This is a genomic window from Bordetella genomosp. 8 (assembly GCF_002119685.1).
In the GTDB taxonomy this organism is placed as follows: domain Bacteria; phylum Pseudomonadota; class Gammaproteobacteria; order Burkholderiales; family Burkholderiaceae_B; genus Bordetella_C.
On sequence record NZ_CP021108.1, the window covers coordinates 4,472,910 to 4,491,981 of the forward strand.

Sequence of the window (19,072 nt, forward strand, 5' to 3'; positions counted from 1 at the left end):
GGAAATGCGTTATGTCCGCACGAAAGTCAAAATTGATTCGGTGCGCATGCGGCGACCCAGTGGCGCATGCGACTGTGACGGCATTGGCAAATAGCGGCTTCGATCCGGCAGGTCACGCTCCACCTCGCGCACTAACTTCAGACCAACCATACTGCCGGCCCGCGCCACACCAGCAGAGTTTTTTATAAAGCTACCTTTCAAACATGAGTTACCGACTACTAGAACAGCGCGTCCCTTGCTCTTCAGAACTCTCGAGACTTCGGACATCATGCGGTAAACGTCCTCCGCGTAACGTCGAACCATAGCCGCGTGCCTGGCGCTCAAGCTCGACCTACCGCACATATCAGCCCTGATATCGTCGAACAGTGATGCTGTAGAACCCACGTCTGGACCTCTTTCCGCACCAATGCTTTTCGATCGGATCGTCCTGAGGCCCCCAAGACTGTATCCGAGCCAAACCAATGACATCCGATGACCGCGCATGTAGTCGATGGCGTTGAGATAGGGCGGGGAGGTCAGTACTAGATCTACACTTGAATTTGTCAGGTCAAGGGCGCGGGCATCGCCTCTAGCGATCTCGACACCGCCCTCAGGTGGAGATTGTTCTAGGATGCCTTGTAAGCGACGTACAGACCGCTCGAAGCCCGCCCAAACGTCGTAATCTGACTTGAGTGCAACTCTGTGCGGACGACTGTGCGAGGTGTCTCGTGCAAGCGAAGCGCCTTGATCCTTAGTGACGATGATGCGGCTCAAGGCAACACGCAGAATGTCCAGTTCCGCGTCCTGAGTCCGTTTGCCGCGGCCTAGGTCAGCGAGGACGAAAGCGATGCGGCGCAGTACTTCTTGCTGCTGTTCGCCGAACCAGTAAGCGACAAAAGCGCTGGTCTCATCGTCGTCGTCAATCCACGGGAGGTTTACCGTAGCCGGAAGTTCAGCAACTCGTTTCTTAACGGCCCGTAGCCGCCGCTGCAGCTTGTCAACGTCGAACGGTGTATTCCACACGCGTGTCATAAGTACAGCCAGAGGATCGAGGTCCCGTCCTATCGCTACATGACCAAGTGCCGCGGCATGGCGAAGCACTGTGCCGGACCCAGCCATTGGGTCGAGCACACGACTGCCCTCCGGAAGACGACGCAGCGCACGAATGGCGAGTTCCGGCGCCATCCGAGCAGGAAATGGATGTACCGGTTTAATCTCGCTTCGAGTCTGCACCGTCGCCTCCCTCTACGGGCCCGCCGTCATGAAGCTTTTCAAGCTGCGTTGCCACCGCCGCTGCAACTCTGTCAGCGCTTGCGTTGACGACGATCTTATCGTTATCAATACCGACTAGATCTGGGATCAATATCGATAAACCACGGGCTAGGGCAATCACGTCATCCGCAGTAACGGTCACCGCCTTTAGCGTAGTCCTACAAGCGTACGCGAGGGTTCCCGCTGGAAGCACGTCTGGCGTTTGGCCCTTTAGGCTATCCAGAGCCTTCAAAAATATGTCGAGAGTCAGCGGCCGCTTTGTTTGCAACCACGTTTGCAGATCAGCCACCCAAGCCGAAACTTTCGCGGGATCATACAGTTCAAAAATTTCCCTCAGCTTGGTCACGGGAATGGCACCGTGGGCTACCGTATATTCCAGCAACCTACCAAGGTCGGAAGCCATCATCGGAGTCACTTTTTGCTGCTCGCATCTGGTCGCTAGGGCACCATCACTGAACCCTGGCGCGACAACGAGAGCATAGTTTGCTTTATAGCGCTCTCGGTGCTCCACGACGCCGGCCAAATTGATGTTGTTAGTTGCGGCTACTTCATTCTTCGAAGACTTGGCATCAAAAGTAAAGCTATACAGCGGTGGATACGGATTCTCGGCCGTTGGAACTGCGTTGGATGGAGTAGAAAACGCGCTGGCCACACCCTCAGGCTCGCCCGACTTTGCTAGGTCTTGCACCTGAAAGCCGAGGTAGCGGAGCGCATCGGAGAGAACAGCCTCAAGATGTTTGCTGTTTGAGCTGTCGTTTTGCATCTGGAGCAGCAGCTTGGCGATGTACGTACCTGATCGCCGTTGCTGCATTGCGCGAAAGCGAAGCAACCTGTCTCGGTAATCCCTGATCTCCTGCAATGCCGCCGGTGCAACACCTATGTCTAATGCATATACATCGCTGAGCAGATTCACCATCGCGATCGTTCGAAGAAGCTCCTTTTCCGCCTTCGTCCGCGAGTGTTCAGCCACGAATGGATGATCTTTGTTGACAACGATAGTATTGTCGGAGAGACGAAACTTGACGAAGCCCTCGTCGCCGCTGGCTTCGTATTTGACGTCGCTCAATGCATTCTTGATATGTTCAGAGGTGTTAACCCGCCAAGATTGGAGCTTGGCCTCTCGGTCAGGGATACCTGTTTCGTCGAATAGATCCCGGATAGGTGTTTGGCCTTTCAACGCTTCCGTGACGACATTGCGCAATGGGCTAAGTGACATGACGCCTAGCGACTTCACGAGCACATCCCCGCCGTCCGGCATGGTCGTGTTCACGTCAGAGTCGTAATTTGTACGAGCCATGTTAAAGGCGCGACGCAAGAATGCGCGAAAAACCTTTAGCTCACGGCGCTCCTTGAACTTCTCGCGGTCCGTCGTAAGCAGCGTATTTAAGCCATCTGCCCGTATAGCCATCCGAAATCGCGCCCAGGCGGCATGGCTCAAATTCTCTTCGCCAAAGCTTGGGTCATTCTGATTCACCAACCGCCCAAGGACGTTGACATGAAAGCCGTTCGACGAGCCACGATCATCGCTTTTCCCGCCGCTGATCTGGTTCTCAAAAAGGGTAATCGTTCCGGTAACTTGGCCAATGCCAGGAATTTCAACGTATGGGTACGGCTCCCTATGAATTGTCAGGGGTATGGTTGTTTTTTCTATCTCATCTTCGGCGTTCGCCTCCTCCAGGTCGATAGATGTGAAGGTGAGATCCGGTCCGATAGCCCACTGATGCGCGATAGGAGAATCGACCTTCGACGAAGATAGCAGTTCGCCATTGATGCAGATTGCTATCGAACTTCGGAAGGGCAACGCGGCCTGCAGCATTCGACGAAGCACACCCAACTTTAGTTCGCGCCCGGTAGGCTTCAGACCGGAAAGAATAACGAGAGTCCATGTATTTCTGGTCGACTTCGCGAAGACATCGGCCGGCATCCCGAACTCGTCGTCGCCGAGAGCTGCCGCCGGGCGCGGGATTCCCGACTTGATGAGGTTCAGGGTGGTCGGTCCGTCGTATACGCCCTGTAGAGCGGCCTCCACTTCGGCTTCAGTCACTTCATAGACATCGAGCTTCAGGTTACTAATAAGCTTGTCCGTGCCGCCTTCGACATCCTCCTTCTTTTGGTCGACGACATCGTAGTCCATCGTTACGCGCCGAATCTTGCCGTCCGCTGCCTTGCAGATATAGGTGAGCTTGCTGGCCAGGACATAGGTGGCGAGCTTGCCAATTCCGAACTGCCCGATGATCTTTCGTCCGGATTTGACCGGGGTGTTGCGCTTCGGTGAGAAGGCGATGTGCCAGAGCTGCCTCAAACCCTCCTCGTCCATTGATTCGCCATTGTCGAGCACGCTAAGCGTCGCCGACGGGCTAGCCAAATCGGTCGGAATTCGAACGTCGACATAGTCCGCTAACGCATCCCATCCGTTGGAAATAAGCTCCTCAAACGCTTTTTGCGGCGACGAGTACATGAACTCGCTGAAGTGCTCAAGGAAGCGGGTACTGATTTCCACGGGGATAGTGGCAGATTGGTGCCCGATGGTCTCTGGGGACGGCGCCGTCAAGCCTGAACCTAAAACTTGCCTTCCAACAGTGTCTTGCTTTGCGGCTTCTGCTGTAGTCATGTGTCTCTTGTCTTTTTATGGGTTAATGGAGCGATCGCAAAAAAGTGGATAGCTTTGCGTCTTAGTGCGGTTGAACCGTGACGTGGAGGATGAGCTGGGCCTGATGCTAGGCCCTTGATAATGCGGGACAGCGTGGCACCCCTGCCGGTAGCAGCAAGTCATTCCTATCGGCGTCGGGGGACACGTCCTCAGCTCGCTTCCTTGATCCTCGACAACAAGATCTGAACGATACACATTTGAACCCAACGCGATGCCCCTTCCTAGCCGCTTTCCGGGCGCGTATATGCTGGAAATGCCTGGCTTGTTGACCCAGGAAGCATGCTGCCGAAGACGGCCGCGATTTCGCTGGCCGCCGCGACATCCAAGGACGGTGCCTCTGGGGAAGAAATTGCGCTCTCCCTAGAGATATTCGCGTACCCCCGGTGCAGCCACTGGTAGCACAATGTTACCAGAAAGCCGGTGAGAACCTGGCGATGCAAATGAGTTTTGGAGGAGATAGGTCCGCTCATATCCTCCTTTGTCTCGTTTATGACCCGCCGATGTCGCGCTGGGATCCACGCTATGTCCACGTAGCTTCGAAAGTCCCGTTGTCAGCTCCACATCTATGCGCCTGCACCCCGAATGTAAACGCACCATCGGCACGCAAAGCGCGGCTTGGTAGCATCAACGTCGTATAAGAGCCGTTCTTTGTCAGACAAGGATAATTAGCTATCTCGAAAGAAAAAATATATAAAACAGAAACCTACCGCACCCACGAGGGTGCGTCATGTGTGAGGCCCTTAAGGGGGACGACGGCGGCCACGGCGGCGGCGGCCTTAAGGGCCTGGTGAACGTCCGGGGGACGTTCACAGCGTCATCAGGACGGCCCCGCCGGCGCAGCCGGTGGGGTTGGACGCCACACCCCACACCACCGCCTGCCAAAAGCATAGGGCCGCCCGAAAGGCGGCCCTATGCTTTTGAGACTCCCGTCGCGGGAAGCAGCGCTTCAATCAGCCCGGTGGGCGAGCTTGAGCCAGCCCACGCGTGCAGGGTTCACGCCCGCAACGCACGCACGGCGACATCTGGAGCGCTCGCCACGATTTTCAGCAAAGCAACCGCCGGCCCCGTCGGATTGCGATGACCCTGCTCCCAGTTTTGCAGCGTGCGGACGCTGACTTGAATCGCCTCTGCGAATTCCGTTTGAGACAGGTGCGTCTTCTCGCGCGTCGCCTTGACGTCCACCGTCTCGACCTTGAACACACGCGAGGGCTGCATCTTCCCTTTGCGAATAGCCGCCGCTTGCTTCAGGCTGGTCTGCAGTTCGTTAAACAGAGTGTCGTCCTTCTTCATAGTCACAGCTCCTTGACCAGTTCGCACAGCACGGCTATCTCGTCAGGTGTCAGGTTGTCCTTCTTGGATTTCGGGTACGCCACCAGCATGTAAATTTGGTGGTCTTCGCTGAGCCAGTAATAGATGACCCGAATTCCGCCGCTCTTGCCAGTACCTTGCCGACCGTAGCGCACCTTCCGTATGCCGCCGCCGCCTCGGATGAGATCGCCTCGCTCGGGGTTCTCAATCAGCAGCTTTTGCAGCCCGGTATATTCCTCATCCGACAACAACGCGGTAATCAGCTTCGTGAAAACCGGGGTCTCGATAAATTCCATAGGTCAATTATATACGTCATTGACGTAGGTCTCAAGCAATTGAGCCCTACCGATCAGTCCCGCATGAGCAGCCAGGGACCGCGCTCACCGCTGCCGCCCCTCCTGATCACCACGCGGATCTGTTCCCGGCCTAGGCTACTCGTCCTCCTTGGCGTTTTGGTCGGCTGCCGGGGCTTGCAGCGCCTTGGGCAACCAGCCCTTGCCCGCCAGCAGCTGTTCGGCGGCGGCAGCGGCTTCCCCCTTCTTCATCGCCAACAACGGCTTGGCCTCACCCTCGCCCACCGCCTCGGCCACTACGGCGGCGATGCGGTCCTTGGATACATGGCTCAGATACGTCTGTGCCGTGGGCGACCACCACTTGGCCATGTCCAGGCCGACCACGCCGGCAAGGCGATCCAAGTGGCGGGTGTCGGACGAGTGGCTGTAGTCCCGGACGCGGTAGATCGTCGCAGCCAGTAAAGCGCCCAACAAGCCGAGGTTGTCCGCCTGAGCGCGCTCCAACAGCCAGGGCAACACCGCCTGCCGGTCCCCTGGCACATCCCGCGTGTGCAGCTCCATTTCCTTCTGGACCGCTTCCCAGGCTGGTGCGCTTTCCATGCTGGCATCGACGCGTTCCAAGTCTCCGTGGGCACTGCTGGCAGAGAGGGAAAAACTGAGCGTCTGGTAGGCACGACCCATGGGATCGTTGACCTCGGCCAGCAACTGCTCGATGAGTAGGCACAAGGCGAGATTCGGCCGCTGGATGATTTCCGCTTGCAAGGCAATGACGCGCTGGGCTTGCAGCCGGTTCGTCAGCGCCTCGGAATGCACCGGCCGCGTCTTGACGGGCGGCAGGTCTACGGTCGCGGCGTCGCGGCCCGCATCCTGGGCGGTACTGCGGATCTGGGCGGCGACCGCTTCCCGGTCCTCCTGGCGGATCAAACCGCGTGTGGCCCTCAGGTCCCCGTGGTAGTCCAAGTGCAGCATGACGCCAGCCAGCGGCTTCAGGTCGGCCGGATAGTCGTACAGTTTGCTGCGAATCCCCTCGATCTGACCTTCCCAGCTTTCAAGATTGACGCGCAGCTTCGCCAGTTGGGCCTCGTCCGGGTCGTCCGCTTGCAGAAGCTCTCGCACCTTGGCCCGGGCGTCGTCGCGCTTTTTCATGAGCGCGGCCAGCTGTTTGGCCTGGGCCTTGTCCGGTTCCTGGTGAACGCGTTGGATTTCACCGAAGTGCTTGCGCTCGCTGTGCTCGAAGGAAATCTCGTAGTCGATCCAACCCCATCCCTCACCGGCCACGGCCTTGGCAAGCTTGGAACGCTGCATCTTCGTCAGTGCCATGTCGCGCACCCTTTCCGGGTCGTTCAGGTACGCATCGTCCCAGAACAGGTCGCGGCGCACCACGCCGCCTGCCTTTTCGTAAGCGGCGACGGTCACGTAGCGGGCGACCGCACTGTCGCCCCGGATTTCCGTCTCCGCCAACAATTCTCGGATGCGGCTCGGGCGATGGCAGTAGCCTTGCTTGGCCGCTTTCCAGGCGGCTTCCTGGCGGGCGTGATCGGACACCGATGCCAGTGCCTGCATTTCGTCCAGGTCGATCTTGCCCTGGCGGAAGAGGTCCATGAACGTGGGCGACACGCCGCCCAGGGCGAGCAGCTTCTTGACGGCCTTCTCGCTCGCGCCGTGCGCGGCGGCGATGGCGTCAACCGCCCAGCCCTCGGCGCGCAATCGGGCATAGGACTCGTACACGTCGGCGGGGTGCATGGCCTTGCGGGCAACGTTCTCGATGAGACTGGCATGGTGGGCGTGTTCGGCCGGGATGACGAGGCAGGGCACCCCGTAGCCGTCCGGGAAGGCACCTTCTTCGATCAGCAGGCCGATGGCGGCAAAGCGGCGACCGCCCGCGCACACTTCGTAGTAGCCGTCCGCCGTGGCGACGACGACCAGGTTGTGCAGCAACCCGCCGATGGCGGCTATCTGCGCCTTCAATTCCAGAAGCTCGGGGTCGTGCGCCCCTTCGACAGATCGCCGGGCCTGGTACTGCGCGCTCAGCCGCAGTTGCGAATACGCAATGTCGGTGCGAACACCAGCGGCGTGTACAGCGGCGAGTTCTTTGGAATCGAGTTTCATGGCATGTTCTCCTGGATCGAGTTAGCGGGTCAGTGCAACAGGGTGGAAGCGGGGGCCTCGGCCAGCAGCGCGATCAGCGTCGAGAGCTCGCGCATCGTCATGGCGGGAAGCCGGATGGCAATGCCAAGGGCGTGTGCGCGGCGCACGTCGTTGGCCAATCTGATAAAGTCGTGGTTCATCGCAGTTCTCCTTGCAACAGGGTGGGTTGGGATGTGCGCCCCTGTCGGTTGCCGCCGATCAGGGGCGATCTCTTTGGTGGCCAGCGTTGATGGCCGGATTAGTAGCCGAGCCAGTCCAGCAGGACCGCGCCGCGATACAGCGGATGCTTGCCATGGTCGGCAAAGAATTCGTCCGCATCGAGTTGATGGCCGCGAATGTGCTGCATGGCCTGAAAGCGGGTCAGCACGGCGTCGCGGGCGTCACAAAGGTCCCGGAACCCGTGTCGCGGAAGCGGGCCGTACTCGATGAGGTCGGCCAGCAGGTCGATCAGGTCCTGGCGGTATCCCTGCCACGCGACCAGTTCTGACTCCACAGAGAAAGCGATGACGGGAGGACCGTCAAAACCCTTGGCGACAAGTGCACACTGGTGTTCGGCGGCGCTGCGCTCTGTGAAGCGGATGCCTCGGGCGACAAGCGCAGCCTTGGTCTTGTCACATTCGTCGCAGGCGGCGGTGGTGTAGAGAGCGATATGCATGGTTCTGGCTCCAAGTCAGGTCAGAAGGGCAGGTCGTCGTCCTGGGCGGGCGGAGTGTTGTTGTGCGAATCGGTGCCCGCCCCTGCCCTGCCCTGGCGAGCACCGCCGAGCATTTGCATCTGGTCAGCTACTACATCGGTGGCGTAGCGGTCCTGGCCGGTCGCCTTGTCCTGCCACTTACTCGTTTTCAGGTGGCCCTCGATGTACACGGAGAGACCCTTTTTCAGGTACTGCCCGGCGATTTCGGCCAGCCGGTTGAACAGGACGACGCGATGCCATTCGGTTTCTTCGCGGACCTCGCCGGTGCCCTTGTCCGTCCATTGGCTGGTAGTAGCGAGCGAAATCCTGCAGATCGCGCCTCCGTCATCGCCGTAGCGGACCTTCGGATCGCGGCCCAGGTTGCCGACGAGAGTGACCTTGTTGACCGATGCCATGACCCTGCTCCTTGCAGAAGTTGAGATAGACCCAGGTTTGGTGTTGGCCCGCTCGCCCGGGGAAAGCGTGTGAGGCGGCACCCACAGAAAAGAACGAATCCGTTCGCAACGCACGCTTTCAGCGACTTCGATCTGCACGCGCGCATCGCCAAGCTTACGTACGACCGCGCTCACGGGCGCAGTGGGTATGTCGCCACGCGTTTGCATGCGCCAGGTCACCCGCTGACCTTCGTGGAAGTCCGTCACGAGAGCCGGCTGCTTGGCTTGATCTACGGCATTCACGTCGAAATCTCCCGAAAGGTGGTTTGTTGTGCTGACCGGGCCTGAAGATCGTTAGCCCGATCGTGAACGACTGGAATCGCTGGACTTTGTCTTCGCGGTTGTTGCCGCCAGTCCTGTGAGTCGCCGAGCCCGTGCCGATCTGGATTACGAAGAGAGGACTGGAAAGGGGCAGGAGCGGAAGCCGCATGCGGCGCGCGGGCCGAAGGCCGAGCACCGAACGGGTGAGCACCTGGCGAAGCGAACCCCTTGCAGGGAGGAACGCAGTGATACAGTCGGCGATTTCAGGGCTCTGCGACTCACAGGCCAGGCATGCGAGAACAGGGCCAGAGAGGCGCAGTCGTGCCGCGCGGCGAGCGCCTCCACCCGCGCCCCGGCGCGGGTCAATCTCGGCCAAAGGCCGACGGCAAGCGCCAGCGCGCAGCGCCGTCAGGCGCGAAGGCGTGATGGGATGGAAGCCCGCAGGGGCAAGACTGGCGCAGCCAGGCTGGACGCGCAGCGCGACAGCCCGACCCGCCGGCGTTGTCGGCGGGGCACGCCCAGGCCTTCCCCCGACCAACGCCGCCCAGCCCTACACGGGAGCTTCGGCACAAGCACCAGTGCGACAGGCCGGCCACGCAGCGACGGCATCAAGCCCGCAGACGCCGATCGCCAGCAGCCTCTGCCGCTGACACGCGACGCGAAGCGGCATGCGCAGCGCTGTCAAGTGCAAAGACCACTTGAGATCACTTCCCGTCTAGTTCGTCCAGGACCTGGCCAGCCAGTGCGTTGAGGTCGATTTCCAATCCAGCAATGGCTTGCACTTCCTCCAGCGGCAACGATTCGAGGACTCGCACTATGCGGCGCTCGCTCTCACGTGCCGCCAAAAGCGCCCAGGCGCCATAGTTGGCGATGGCAGCCAGGCCGTCGCGATTCTGGCGACCGTAGCCCGTAAGAAAGGCCCGCAAGCCGGCCTCCTTTGCGATTTTGGCCCGGCTCATGCTGCGATCCTCTCCGCGTTGGCGAGTTGAAGCCGCTGCACCGCGGCCTGGTGATACTTCGGATCCATTTCGATGCCGTAGAACCGCCGCCCCGCCCGGCGGGCCGCTACGCACGTCGACCCGGAGCCTGCGAACGGATCCAGCACAATGTCCCTCGGCCGGCTGAAAGCCTCGATCAGCGGCGCCAGGCATTCCACGGGCTTTTGCGTCGGATGGTGCCGGTTGCCGGTGTATTTCCACGGCATCACGTCCGGCAACGGCACTGCCGGTACAGCCGGCTGACCCTTGGCCAGCAAGTAGGCCGATTCGTGCCGATAAGCCAGGAACCGCGCTTTGGACTGGTACTGCTTGGCAAAGACCATATGGCCGACCACGCGAAAGCCCGCGGCGCGCCAAGCGGCAAAGAATCGATCCACGCGATTCCAGCCATAGAACGAAATGCAGAAGGCATCATCGCGCAGGACGCGGAACATCTGCGCGAAGGCCGGCATCAGCCATTCGTCATGCTTGTCATTGGCAATGCTGCGGCCGCTGCGGTCGCGGTAGTTCACCAGGTACGGCGGGTCGGTCAACACGAGATCGACGCAGCGATCAGGCAGGGTGGGAAGAACGGACAGGCAATCGCCCAGGACGACACGGCTCATAGAAGGCCCCTTTGCGTGCAGCAATGGCAGCCGATCTGCATTGCACTGCACGGGGCATGCGGGCGCAGGCCGGGAGGTGCCGGTCAAGGGACGTGGAATACCGCAGTGCGCGCAGCGGACGAGGATATGCCGCGAAAGCCCTTGAAACGCCCGACGCGGCTACAAGGCCGCGCGCCGCGACGGGCGTGTCCGGGGCCGCAAGGCCTGCGACAGTGTGCGCCGTGCAGTGCTTGACGGCCCGCACTGCAGGAAGATCCTGCGCGGCTTGGCCGCGCTCGGTCCCAGTCGGGACCGAAGGAGCGCTAGAAAAGCGTCATCTGGCCGGCCGCCGCCGCCCGTCCGGCCGCCCGCGACATCGCGGGCGATGCGGCCACCTCGCCAGGGCTGGCCGGCAGCACCGCGGCCTCCCCGGCTGGGGTGACAAGCAACGCAAGCGCCGCATCCTCGGTCTCCCGCCGGCGCAAGCGCCCAGTCCACCCGCCCAGGATGTGCGCCGGCGTGTACCACTGCTCCCATTCCTCGACGCCGAGAGCGTTGCCATGGACGACGATCGCCGGAATGTGCAGCAGGGCGAGCTGCAGATACGCCATGTGCACGCAGCGGAGATCGATGTCGATCGCGATCACGTGCATGGCTCGCTGGTAGTTGATCCTGGCGTCGTGAAGCGCGTGGGCGGCGGAGATAATCATGCCGCCGGCGCCGCAAGCCGGCTCCATAAGTCGCAGGAATCCGCGCCGGCCGACTTCACTGGCCAGGTCGTGTTCGTCACCCATGATGATTGCGCCCATGAGGCGCGACACCTCGTAGGGCGTGAAAAACTGACCGGTACCGCTGTTACCCATGTCGAGCATCATGAACGTGCTTCCCAGCACATCGCCAAACTCGCCTGCGGCGACCCGTTGCTCCCAGCACTGCACCAGGTGCGCGAAGGCCTTGGCCAGTTGCTGCAGGTCTTCCTTGTGGTAATGACCTACGATTTCCAGGTAACGCTTTTCGCGCCTTTCGAACTGCGCACGATCGACCGCATTGGCCAGCGCCAAGGCACTCATCTCGGTCCAGTCGGACCAGGTCCGGTCCAGCCCATGGGTTCGGGACAGCTCCCGCAGAATCTCGACGATCGCTTTCTGATGTTCATCGGCGGAGTTGAAGAATCTGCGCTGTTGTGCCTTGCTAGTCTTGGCCATGTATGTTCTCCGGTTGCCAGGGCGGGAATGCCCGGAACTGGAGGACACGGCGCAGCGCAGTGCTCAAGTGTCGAAGACGGCCCCAGGGCCGCAAGCCGCGCGGGCGGAGCCTGCGCGGCGCCGCACTTGAACGCGAGAACGACGTGGCAAACTGACCGGGAATGCAGACCGCCCAAAACGTGTGGCTTGGCAAGGTGGTGTTCGCATGCGGGCCCTGGCCCTGCGGCGCCACTTAGCAGGAGCATCGCAGCAAAGGTCGCCAGCGCCGCCACGAAGAACAATGGCCCGCCGAAGCAGGCCCGCCGCCGTCAGTCGATGGCAGCCAAGATCGCCGAGGCCTCGGCGTGAACGCTGGCGAATTCGCGCAAGGCGCAGTATTTGTCGACCAGGTCGGCGCCTTGCGGACGCTGGCAAAGCTCGCTCAGGGCGAAGAGGGTGGCCACGATACCCGCCGCGTCGGCCGACATCGTGCGATTGCACCAATTCAGCGGCCACACAATGCGCAGCGTGTCATGGCCGGTCGGCGCCATATAGAAACTGCCGGGGATCTCGTAGTAGTGCCAATAGCCGCCGTGGTAGTCCTCGAACAGACGATCGAGCCATCCGTAGACGGCGAGCTCGCCGGTCGGCATCAGACGCTGCCCGAAGTGCTTGGGCAGGAAGTCAGGCGTTCGCTGTGCAGAACGAGGCGAACAGTGGTGGAGATAGCTTGAGCTTGCATCATGTCGTGCTCCTTGATAGTCATCCTGGCCGGTTGGCAGGACGGGAGCACTGGCGCCCTGCGGAACAAGCGCTGGGCGCAAGGGGACGTGGAATAAAAAGCGAGCGACGCGAGCGATTTATGCCGCGAAAGCCCCTTGCGCCTGGCGCGCGCAGGGCAAGGATGCACCCGACCTGTCGCCAGGCCGCGGGCATCGAGTCAATCAGGGCATGAGATGCCGCTCAGCCAGCGACGTGATTGCGTTGCCTGCGACAATGAGGTGATCCGGGAGCGTCACGCCCACCAGCTGCAGCGCAGTCTTCACCTCGCCGGTCGCCGTGACATCAGCGCCGCTGGGCTCCGGGTTTCCGCTCGGATGATTGTGCGCCATGATGATTGCCGCAGCGTTGTGCGCCAGTGCCGCTTTAACAATTTCGCGTAGATGGAGCGGCGCCTGGGCAAGCGTGACGCGAAGAGCTCGTCGTACGCGATGAGTTCGTTCTCGGAAGTGATGTACAGGACGCCAACGACTTCGTGCTACGGCCGGGATGAAGCCAAAACGCAGGAAATCGCACAGAATGGCGTGGAAGGCGGTCCGGGAGCTCTGCGTCGTCGAACCTGGCGCAACACCGGCTTCGCGGCATCTCGATTGCCAGCAGAAGCGCTTCGCTGGCTACGTCCTCTGCGCTATGCTTCGCGTCGATGGCGCGGGCGACCTCGACGAAACTAGCCTGATGTCGAGCGTTGGATCGCCCGTATGCTGTTAAGTCAATTGAAGACTTTTCCGTAATCCGTTCAATTAAATGGGATTGGAGGCTGAAGATGAGAGGCAGAGATGGCAAGGGATTCAATAATCACACTAGATCCGCCCATATCGAGGATACCCGATGGAAGGCGCAGCAAGGTGCAACACGCCGACCACTCGCAATGATCCTGCGGCCCATTTGAGTGCCAGTCCGCCGACGGATCCATCTGGTTTTCCGCCGTCGTTGTCGACTGCCACAGCGCTATCAGCCAGAGAACGCCTAAATGTCACTCAGCGCACGGCGCTGTTCCGATACGTTGACGTAAGCTGACTGACGGCGGCGCCGAGCAACTGCTATACGACTTTGCCCGACATCGTTAGCGTAGGAAAGGCCCACGGGACAAGCCCGGCGAGGCGTGTGGCCTCCGATTGTCAGGACTGGGCGGCTGGGGCTCTTCCCCGGGCACCGGATCACGATGCACATCCAAACCGAGAGAGGAGCCAGATCGGGCTATTTCTTCCTCGATATCAGCCCTAACTCGTACGCGACGGAAAGTGGACAGACCAGCCCTCTTCCCGCGCATTTTCGAAAATTGCTCCTCTAGTCGCTCGAGGGCATCGGTTTCATCTTCTTCCGGCCCCTTGATGTTCCGCGGCCCTTTCGGCGTGGCAGGAGGTTGCTGGCCCGGGGGGCCTCGGGGAGTTGATGGTGGCGGGAAGCGTGTGGGGAAGACCATAATACGCACCTCTTGGATCAGTTCGGCAGGACGCCACTATCCACACTACGCCCGCTTTCGTTGAATACCTAAGGATCAACTGAAACAGATACTCTTCGCCGTCGCATACACACTGCACTTGAGTGACGTGGCGGCTCTCCCTCATCCTGTGCACGACCGCAGAAGTCGCGGCGGATCATTAAAGAGACACCGTGCTTGGCGAAGTAGTCGATGCGCCGCCTGCCAGCAGACTGACTAAACGCGGGCAAATTACCGCCTCATCAGCGGCCTCACTGACGCCCCATGCAGCATGATGGACGCGGCGACCGTGACAAGCGTGATGGTGGCTAACTGCTGTGCCAACGCAGTACTGATGCCATGGCGAATCGCAAAAAGCAGGTAGAAGACTGAGCCGATGCCCCGTATGCCAAACCAAGACATCATTGCAAGTTGATAGCCATCGTGAGAGCTGCCTGCGGTGCCGGCAATGACAGCGACCGGCCTTAGGAGTACAAAGAAGAGCGGGGTGAACCACCATGGCATGGCCTCTGGACTTACATAGGCCAGCATGGCACCAACGAGAAGCACGAGGGTGAGCTCGGCAAGTCTTTCCAATTGCGCGTTGAAGGCATGTACCGCGCGCGTCATGGCGGCACTGGCGTAGTGTGAATGGGCCGCCAATACCTTATCGGCGTGTTCGCCCGTACTCCTCGATATCCCGAGCGGAACGCTTCCGGCGCTAGGCCGCTCCTCCACACGCTGCAGAGCCAGTCCTGCGGCGAACACAGCCAAAAACCCCGATGCAACGCAGATTTGCGCGGCGCCATAGGCCAGGGCCACCAGACCAAGTGAGAGGAATTCATCCAGCCCGACGGCTTGGCGGTGCCGCGTACGCAGGTAGACGACCAGGCGGCCTATCATGGCCCCCAAAATAGCTCCTATGGCCAAGCCTCCTACAGTACCCCAGAGCAGGTCTATCAATACCCAGCGCCACGCGCCGCCACCCAGTTCGTGCTGCCCCAATAAGCCTAACCCAAGCATAACGAATGGGAATGCCGTGCCATCGTTCAAACCGCCTTCGCCGGCAAGGCTAAAGCGCAGGTGATCCGGCTCCGGGCCTCGATCCGTCTTCACACCAGAGGCCAATACTGGATCGGTGGGTGCCAAGATGCCGCCAAGAAGTACGGCTTCCCCTAGCGACATTCCGAGGCCCCATACCCCGACCAGGGCAATCAGCCCTACCGTGAACGCCATGGAGACAAATGCCAAGCGAAGCGGGAGTACCCATCGCCTATCAAAGATCGGGACCCCCATCCGCAAGCCGACGGTGAATAGCGAGATGAGAAGGGCTGCTTCGGCCACCCGCTTCAGAACATCGGCATGCCGAAACAGGTCCGGCGCGATTAATCCGAACCAGCCCGGGCCGAGCGCATAACCCAGGCAGAGGTAGACCATCGCGCTGCTCAGCAAAAACCGGGCGAGTATCGTGCCCACCAAAACCATGGTGATAAGCAACGCGCCCAGCAAAACGAACCAATAGGGGTCTGCCATGGAATAGAACTAGCGGGGCGTTGGTGGGGGTCCTGCGCACCCGCGTCGCGCTCTCGTGCGGCGCCAAAGGTGGCTCAAATGCGTGATCTGGTTCACGCTCATCCACGCAAAAACGCTTGGCGCCCCGCACACTAAAACGGTTTTGCCGAGCCAGCCCATATTAGGGCCGCTGGGAAGTCACCCTCGTTTTTGTTCTCTTCGTGCAGCGCCCACGCCGGTCGTCAGTCCTTGACGTAGCGGAACTCGGGGAGCGCGCGCAGAGTATCCTTGCTCGCTCCGTCCATGCGCAGCCGTTTGTCGTCCACATGAAGCTCTTTAAACGGTACGGCGACCAGTCGATTGCCCACGCCCAAAAAGCCGCCGACCGACAGTATGGCATATGGTTCCTGATTGGCGGGACTGACGATGATGTCGTCCACGGTTCCGATCTTGTCCTTTTCACCGCTCAGAACATCGGACCCCATGAGCTTGGACGCGCGATAGCCCGTCGCCAACTGCACTACGTCAACGCGCTTCTCCGTAATAGATTGCGGTGCACCTTGCGCCAAAATGGTGCCGGAAGGCACCACGGCAACCAAGACGATTGCGAGGGTATACCGCGACGCGGCGAAGATCGAAGAGATGGCGGTCCGCTGCATGATGACTTTCTCCTGGAATGGCAACGCCGCTCGGCAACCGGCATGGAACTTGGCGCCCCACAGTTCATTGTGATTGGAAGTTGGTGATCTGATGCCAATACTGGTCGGCCCCACCTTCGGGACGTCCCGCTTGAACCCACAGCGTATACGCCCGCTCCCGTAAGTGTTCATCAAGAGCTCGGTACCAGAATTCGTCTGCACGACCTTCGGGCCGTTCCGCCTGTTCCCAGAGAAGATACGCTCTTTCTCGAACAGACTGCTCCAACCGTTGCTTCGTTTCCGAATCGGGCGCGATCTCGTCGCCCTCGGGTGCCAATTGACCGCCGCGGCTGATATGTATACGGGCGCTCAGGCTTTCCAATTCAGCGTCTGGAACCAAATGACCGCTTGCAGCGGCCTCCAGCGCTTTCGTCACGTAAGCCGCGTCGTCGGCAGTCTCCCCATGCGTCGCGAGGGTGATGCGATAGGTGTGTAACACCCTACCTGCGTCGTTTAGTACGTCCACAAGCTGTTCTGGCATGATCGGTGTACCTCCGGTTCGCACCCCTCCGCGCCGGCGGGGTGATGACGCACCCACTAACTGCCAAGCGATTTATATTTTGACAACTCGCTTGTAGAATGTTGCGCACCTAGAGAGTGACAAGCAATCCGTATGCCCGCTTCGTTCAGCGAGCGACTTGCCAGCGGCTCGCTGCCGGAACACCTCGGGCCATCGAGGCGTTCGACAGCGACAGTCAAACTGACCGGGCGTCGTACTCCGCAACCGCTCGTCTGAATGCCTCTAAACCGTCCAAAGAGCAGCTCGCCGGTGATGCGTAGGCCCGATTAGCTGATGCAATGGTCAAGTCAAGCCTACCAGCATGTGCGCTAGTGACCTCCCACAAAAATCCTTCGCTGAACGGGGAAAAGTCCATTGTCAGTTTGAATGTCGTCCCCTGTCGCCCTTCCTCGACCAGAATCACGGCTCCTCCGTGCCCGACCAGAACACGGGCAAACCCTTCGCAGCAAGAAGGGCTCCCAGAGTCTTATGATTACATTTAGTACTCAGCGAGACCAAGCGGGAGCGGCGCCAGCAAGCAGGCGCATGGATCGAGGCTATACGATGCTGACCATCAACGTCGACCAGCACCCGCTCTTCAAGGATCACCGGCCGAACGTGGACGAGCGCATGGTCGTGATCCTGCCAGAAGGCCCGTCCGGGAATTGGCAAATTGCGGGCGTAGCAGTAATGTGGGATTTTGGATCATTGCTCCGCCGACCAGTCGGTTGCTGCGCTGGTCGTCAAGACCGCCGGCGCCAATCCTAAGGAATAGGTATGCAGCACCACGATGAGCTCCGTACGATGTGCGCAGACGACCTCGAGGTCATTGCCCAAGCCACGGCCGTACTGCCCCCGGGAGGCAAAATCACATCCGAACTGCTGGAGTATACGAAAACCATCGTCGGCCATTGCGCGAGCATCGGAGATCGCTATCCACATGGGGGGCGGTCAGCCGGCGATGAGATAAGGTCTCGATTCGCGAGACTATAGGTAGCCCTACGCGCGTTCCCTAAACCTCAGCCGACGCCTACGTCGACAAGCGATCCGAAAGCGCTTTGGTCTTGGGAAGCCAGATGCCAAAGCTAACGAGCCCATCGCGACAAACCGCTCGAACATCGCCACCATGCGCTCGAGCGATCTCTTTGGTGATAAACAGCCCGAGTCCTAAACTCGCCCTTTCTTCGGCACGACTGCTATTTGTCGCCCCACGGCGCATCGGCTCAAAAAGCAGCGCCAGTTCCGTATCGGGAATCGCGCTTTCAACAGCGTTTGTCACAGCCAGCTCAACGGTATTGTCCGTCCCCGTGACTTTCACTTGTATGGGACGGGAGGACACACCATACCTAACGGCGTTGGAGACCAGATTACCTAGGGCCTCACGGACGCGCGATTCATCAAACACCCCGCGACAATCTCCGGCAACCTCGAACTCAATGCGTGCGCCTGGATTCGCCGCGCGCAGCATCTCCAGCTCCTCTTCGCATTCTCGGTCCAAGTTCACGATTGACGTCGCCAAGACCATATGGCCATCCAACTTCGCCAGGTTGTAATCAAGCAACGAGCCAAGCAGGCGGCTCATCCTAGCCACGCTCCGCGATATAACCGTCCACGAAACGATGCGTTTCGGGTGGTCCTGTGTGTCGGATAGCCCCGGCGGTCAGCGACACTGCATTCAGTGGACCACGCAGATCGTGCCCAAGCGCTGCCAGGAACAACTCGCGCCGCTTCTCGGTTTCGGCGACGAACGCCCGGACAGACTCCGCAATCGCTTGGTCTATTGCCTCATTGAAGCGCTGAATTTCAGATATGTCGTGCTCGGCAAATGAATGATGTGTGGCCCAGAGCCGTAGTACGCTAGACCGCAGGGCGCGATATTCCGCCAGGACCTGCTCTAGCGACAAGCCAACCTGCGCGCGCTGCAAGCCGTGCTCATCGGCGCCGCTATTTAAGGTAAGGTATCCTGCAGCCGATTCCCCGCGGCTTTTCGCGATACTAGCGCTCTCGGATTGATCCGTCCTGAGGTCAACCGCGATGCTCTGCAAGATCGCTGGAATGTGGTTCCGGAGCAGCGCTTCCTTCGCCGAGGTCAGCGCCGTAAGCGTGCGCGCGAACTCTACAGCCTGCTCCACAATCGCTTCTTTCTCTTCCTCGATGAACTTGGCGAGGTGCATATTCGGTCTCGGGCGCCAGTCGCGGTTTCGTCCCCATCACGCCAAAAGTTTAAAGTAAAAGCGTGTGATTCTCTATGGGACGCTTCCGCCTATGCTCATCCGCCTCTGCGCAAAGCACCACCCCGATAATTACATATCTGGGACGGACCAAGGCGGACGTCGGCTGCTACAGTCGTTGAACCAA

17 protein-coding genes and 1 pseudogene are annotated in these 19,072 nt (G+C 60.2%); all 18 read right to left on the reverse strand.

All coding sequences use genetic code 11. The features are described 5' to 3' along the window. Positions 1–9 precede the first annotated feature (9 nt). The 18 genes and pseudogenes from CAL12_RS20305 to CAL12_RS20395 all read right to left on the reverse strand — a co-directional run bounded on the left by CAL12_RS20305 (position 10) and on the right by CAL12_RS20395 (position 18,888). Positions 10–1,212: a hypothetical protein gene (locus tag CAL12_RS20305; RefSeq protein WP_198298279.1), complete on the reverse strand. Its 1,203-nt coding sequence runs from the start codon at positions 1,210–1,212 to the stop codon at positions 10–12. After that, positions 1,190–3,862, reverse strand: a complete 2,673-nt coding sequence (locus CAL12_RS20310; protein ID WP_086066277.1) for an ATP-binding protein — start codon at positions 3,860–3,862, stop codon at positions 1,190–1,192. The genes CAL12_RS20305 and CAL12_RS20310 overlap by 23 nt, the downstream gene beginning before the upstream one ends. Positions 3,863–4,894: 1,032 nt before the next feature. Then, complete coding sequence (gene nadS / locus CAL12_RS20315; RefSeq protein WP_066671150.1) at positions 4,895–5,191, reverse strand: NadS family protein; 297 nt, start codon at positions 5,189–5,191, stop codon at positions 4,895–4,897. A 2-nt stretch (positions 5,192–5,193) separates the two neighbouring features. After that, complete coding sequence (locus tag CAL12_RS20320; RefSeq protein ID WP_066671154.1) at positions 5,194–5,505, reverse strand: type II toxin-antitoxin system RelE/ParE family toxin; 312 nt, start codon at positions 5,503–5,505, stop codon at positions 5,194–5,196. 135 nt (positions 5,506–5,640) lie between these two features. Beyond that, positions 5,641–7,611 (reverse strand): ParB/RepB/Spo0J family partition protein, encoded by a 1,971-nt coding sequence (locus tag CAL12_RS20325; RefSeq protein WP_086066278.1) that lies wholly within the window; start codon positions 7,609–7,611, stop codon positions 5,641–5,643. A 29-nt stretch (positions 7,612–7,640) separates the two neighbouring features. Beyond that, a complete protein-coding gene (locus CAL12_RS28325) occupies positions 7,641–7,790 on the reverse strand; it encodes a hypothetical protein (RefSeq protein ID WP_198298280.1) in 150 nt (49 codons plus the stop codon). A 98-nt stretch (positions 7,791–7,888) separates the two neighbouring features. Next, positions 7,889–8,305 carry a hypothetical protein gene (locus CAL12_RS20330; protein ID WP_086066279.1) on the reverse strand — a complete coding sequence of 139 codons (417 nt, stop codon included), beginning with the start codon at positions 8,303–8,305 and terminating at the stop codon, positions 7,889–7,891. A gap of 74 nt (positions 8,306–8,379) precedes the next feature. Continuing rightward, positions 8,380–8,739, reverse strand: a pseudogene (gene ssb, locus CAL12_RS20335) (single-stranded DNA-binding protein); the annotation flags it as partial. A gap of 1,004 nt (positions 8,740–9,743) precedes the next feature. Further along, positions 9,744–9,998: a hypothetical protein gene (locus CAL12_RS20340; RefSeq protein WP_086066281.1), complete on the reverse strand. Its 255-nt coding sequence runs from the start codon at positions 9,996–9,998 to the stop codon at positions 9,744–9,746. Beyond that, the gene (locus tag CAL12_RS20345) at positions 9,995–10,642 is read right to left on the reverse strand and encodes a DNA methyltransferase (protein ID WP_086066282.1); all 648 of its coding nucleotides are present in this window, start codon (positions 10,640–10,642) and stop codon (positions 9,995–9,997) included. The genes CAL12_RS20340 and CAL12_RS20345 overlap by 4 nt, the downstream gene beginning before the upstream one ends. 302 nt (positions 10,643–10,944) lie before the next feature. Then, positions 10,945–11,826: an N-6 DNA methylase gene (locus CAL12_RS20350; protein ID WP_086066283.1), complete on the reverse strand. Its 882-nt coding sequence runs from the start codon at positions 11,824–11,826 to the stop codon at positions 10,945–10,947. 308 nt (positions 11,827–12,134) lie between these two features. Then, positions 12,135–12,458: an antirestriction protein gene (locus CAL12_RS20355; RefSeq protein WP_157793047.1), complete on the reverse strand. Its 324-nt coding sequence runs from the start codon at positions 12,456–12,458 to the stop codon at positions 12,135–12,137. Between the two features lie 291 nt (positions 12,459–12,749). Next, on the reverse strand, positions 12,750–13,106 hold the full coding sequence (locus tag CAL12_RS28640; RefSeq protein ID WP_082988331.1) for a JAB domain-containing protein: 357 nt from the start codon (positions 13,104–13,106) through the stop codon (positions 12,750–12,752). 1,151 nt (positions 13,107–14,257) lie between these two features. Beyond that, positions 14,258–15,538 (reverse strand): cation:proton antiporter, encoded by a 1,281-nt coding sequence (locus CAL12_RS20370; protein WP_086066284.1) that lies wholly within the window; start codon positions 15,536–15,538, stop codon positions 14,258–14,260. Between the two features lie 221 nt (positions 15,539–15,759). Then, on the reverse strand, positions 15,760–16,176 hold the full coding sequence (locus CAL12_RS20375; RefSeq protein WP_198298281.1) for a PRC-barrel domain-containing protein: 417 nt from the start codon (positions 16,174–16,176) through the stop codon (positions 15,760–15,762). A gap of 64 nt (positions 16,177–16,240) precedes the next feature. Continuing rightward, positions 16,241–16,696 carry a DUF2934 domain-containing protein gene (locus CAL12_RS20380; RefSeq protein ID WP_082988332.1) on the reverse strand — a complete coding sequence of 152 codons (456 nt, stop codon included), beginning with the start codon at positions 16,694–16,696 and terminating at the stop codon, positions 16,241–16,243. 1,048 nt (positions 16,697–17,744) lie between these two features. Continuing rightward, positions 17,745–18,296, reverse strand: a complete 552-nt coding sequence (locus CAL12_RS20390) for a sensor histidine kinase (protein WP_086066285.1) — start codon at positions 18,294–18,296, stop codon at positions 17,745–17,747. A gap of 1 nt (position 18,297) precedes the next feature. Next, positions 18,298–18,888 (reverse strand): RsbRD N-terminal domain-containing protein, encoded by a 591-nt coding sequence (locus tag CAL12_RS20395; RefSeq protein ID WP_086066286.1) that lies wholly within the window; start codon positions 18,886–18,888, stop codon positions 18,298–18,300. Positions 18,889–19,072: the final 184 nt, after the last annotated feature.

Coding starts and splice junctions, on each gene's coding strand:
- CAL12_RS20395 (WP_086066286.1), bottom strand. CDS start 18,888: ATGCACCTCGCCAAGTTCATCGAGGAAGAGAAAGAAGCGATTGTGGAG.
- CAL12_RS20370 (WP_086066284.1), bottom strand. CDS start 15,538: ATGGCAGACCCCTATTGGTTCGTTTTGCTGGGCGCGTTGCTTATCACC.
- CAL12_RS20375 (WP_198298281.1), bottom strand. CDS start 16,176: ATGCAGCGGACCGCCATCTCTTCGATCTTCGCCGCGTCGCGGTATACC.
- CAL12_RS20325 (WP_086066278.1), bottom strand. CDS start 7,611: ATGAAACTCGATTCCAAAGAACTCGCCGCTGTACACGCCGCTGGTGTT.
- CAL12_RS20355 (WP_157793047.1), bottom strand. CDS start 12,458: ATGCCGACCGGCGAGCTCGCCGTCTACGGATGGCTCGATCGTCTGTTC.
- CAL12_RS20390 (WP_086066285.1), bottom strand. CDS start 18,296: ATGAGCCGCCTGCTTGGCTCGTTGCTTGATTACAACCTGGCGAAGTTG.
- CAL12_RS20340 (WP_086066281.1), bottom strand. CDS start 9,998: ATGAGCCGGGCCAAAATCGCAAAGGAGGCCGGCTTGCGGGCCTTTCTT.
- CAL12_RS20310 (WP_086066277.1), bottom strand. CDS start 3,862: ATGACTACAGCAGAAGCCGCAAAGCAAGACACTGTTGGAAGGCAAGTT.
- CAL12_RS20330 (WP_086066279.1), bottom strand. CDS start 8,305: ATGCATATCGCTCTCTACACCACCGCCGCCTGCGACGAATGTGACAAG.
- CAL12_RS20345 (WP_086066282.1), bottom strand. CDS start 10,642: ATGAGCCGTGTCGTCCTGGGCGATTGCCTGTCCGTTCTTCCCACCCTG.
- CAL12_RS28325 (WP_198298280.1), bottom strand. CDS start 7,790: ATGAACCACGACTTTATCAGATTGGCCAACGACGTGCGCCGCGCACAC.
- CAL12_RS20320 (WP_066671154.1), bottom strand. CDS start 5,505: ATGGAATTTATCGAGACCCCGGTTTTCACGAAGCTGATTACCGCGTTG.
- nadS (WP_066671150.1), bottom strand. CDS start 5,191: ATGAAGAAGGACGACACTCTGTTTAACGAACTGCAGACCAGCCTGAAG.
- CAL12_RS20380 (WP_082988332.1), bottom strand. CDS start 16,696: ATGCCAGAACAGCTTGTGGACGTACTAAACGACGCAGGTAGGGTGTTA.
- CAL12_RS20350 (WP_086066283.1), bottom strand. CDS start 11,826: ATGGCCAAGACTAGCAAGGCACAACAGCGCAGATTCTTCAACTCCGCC.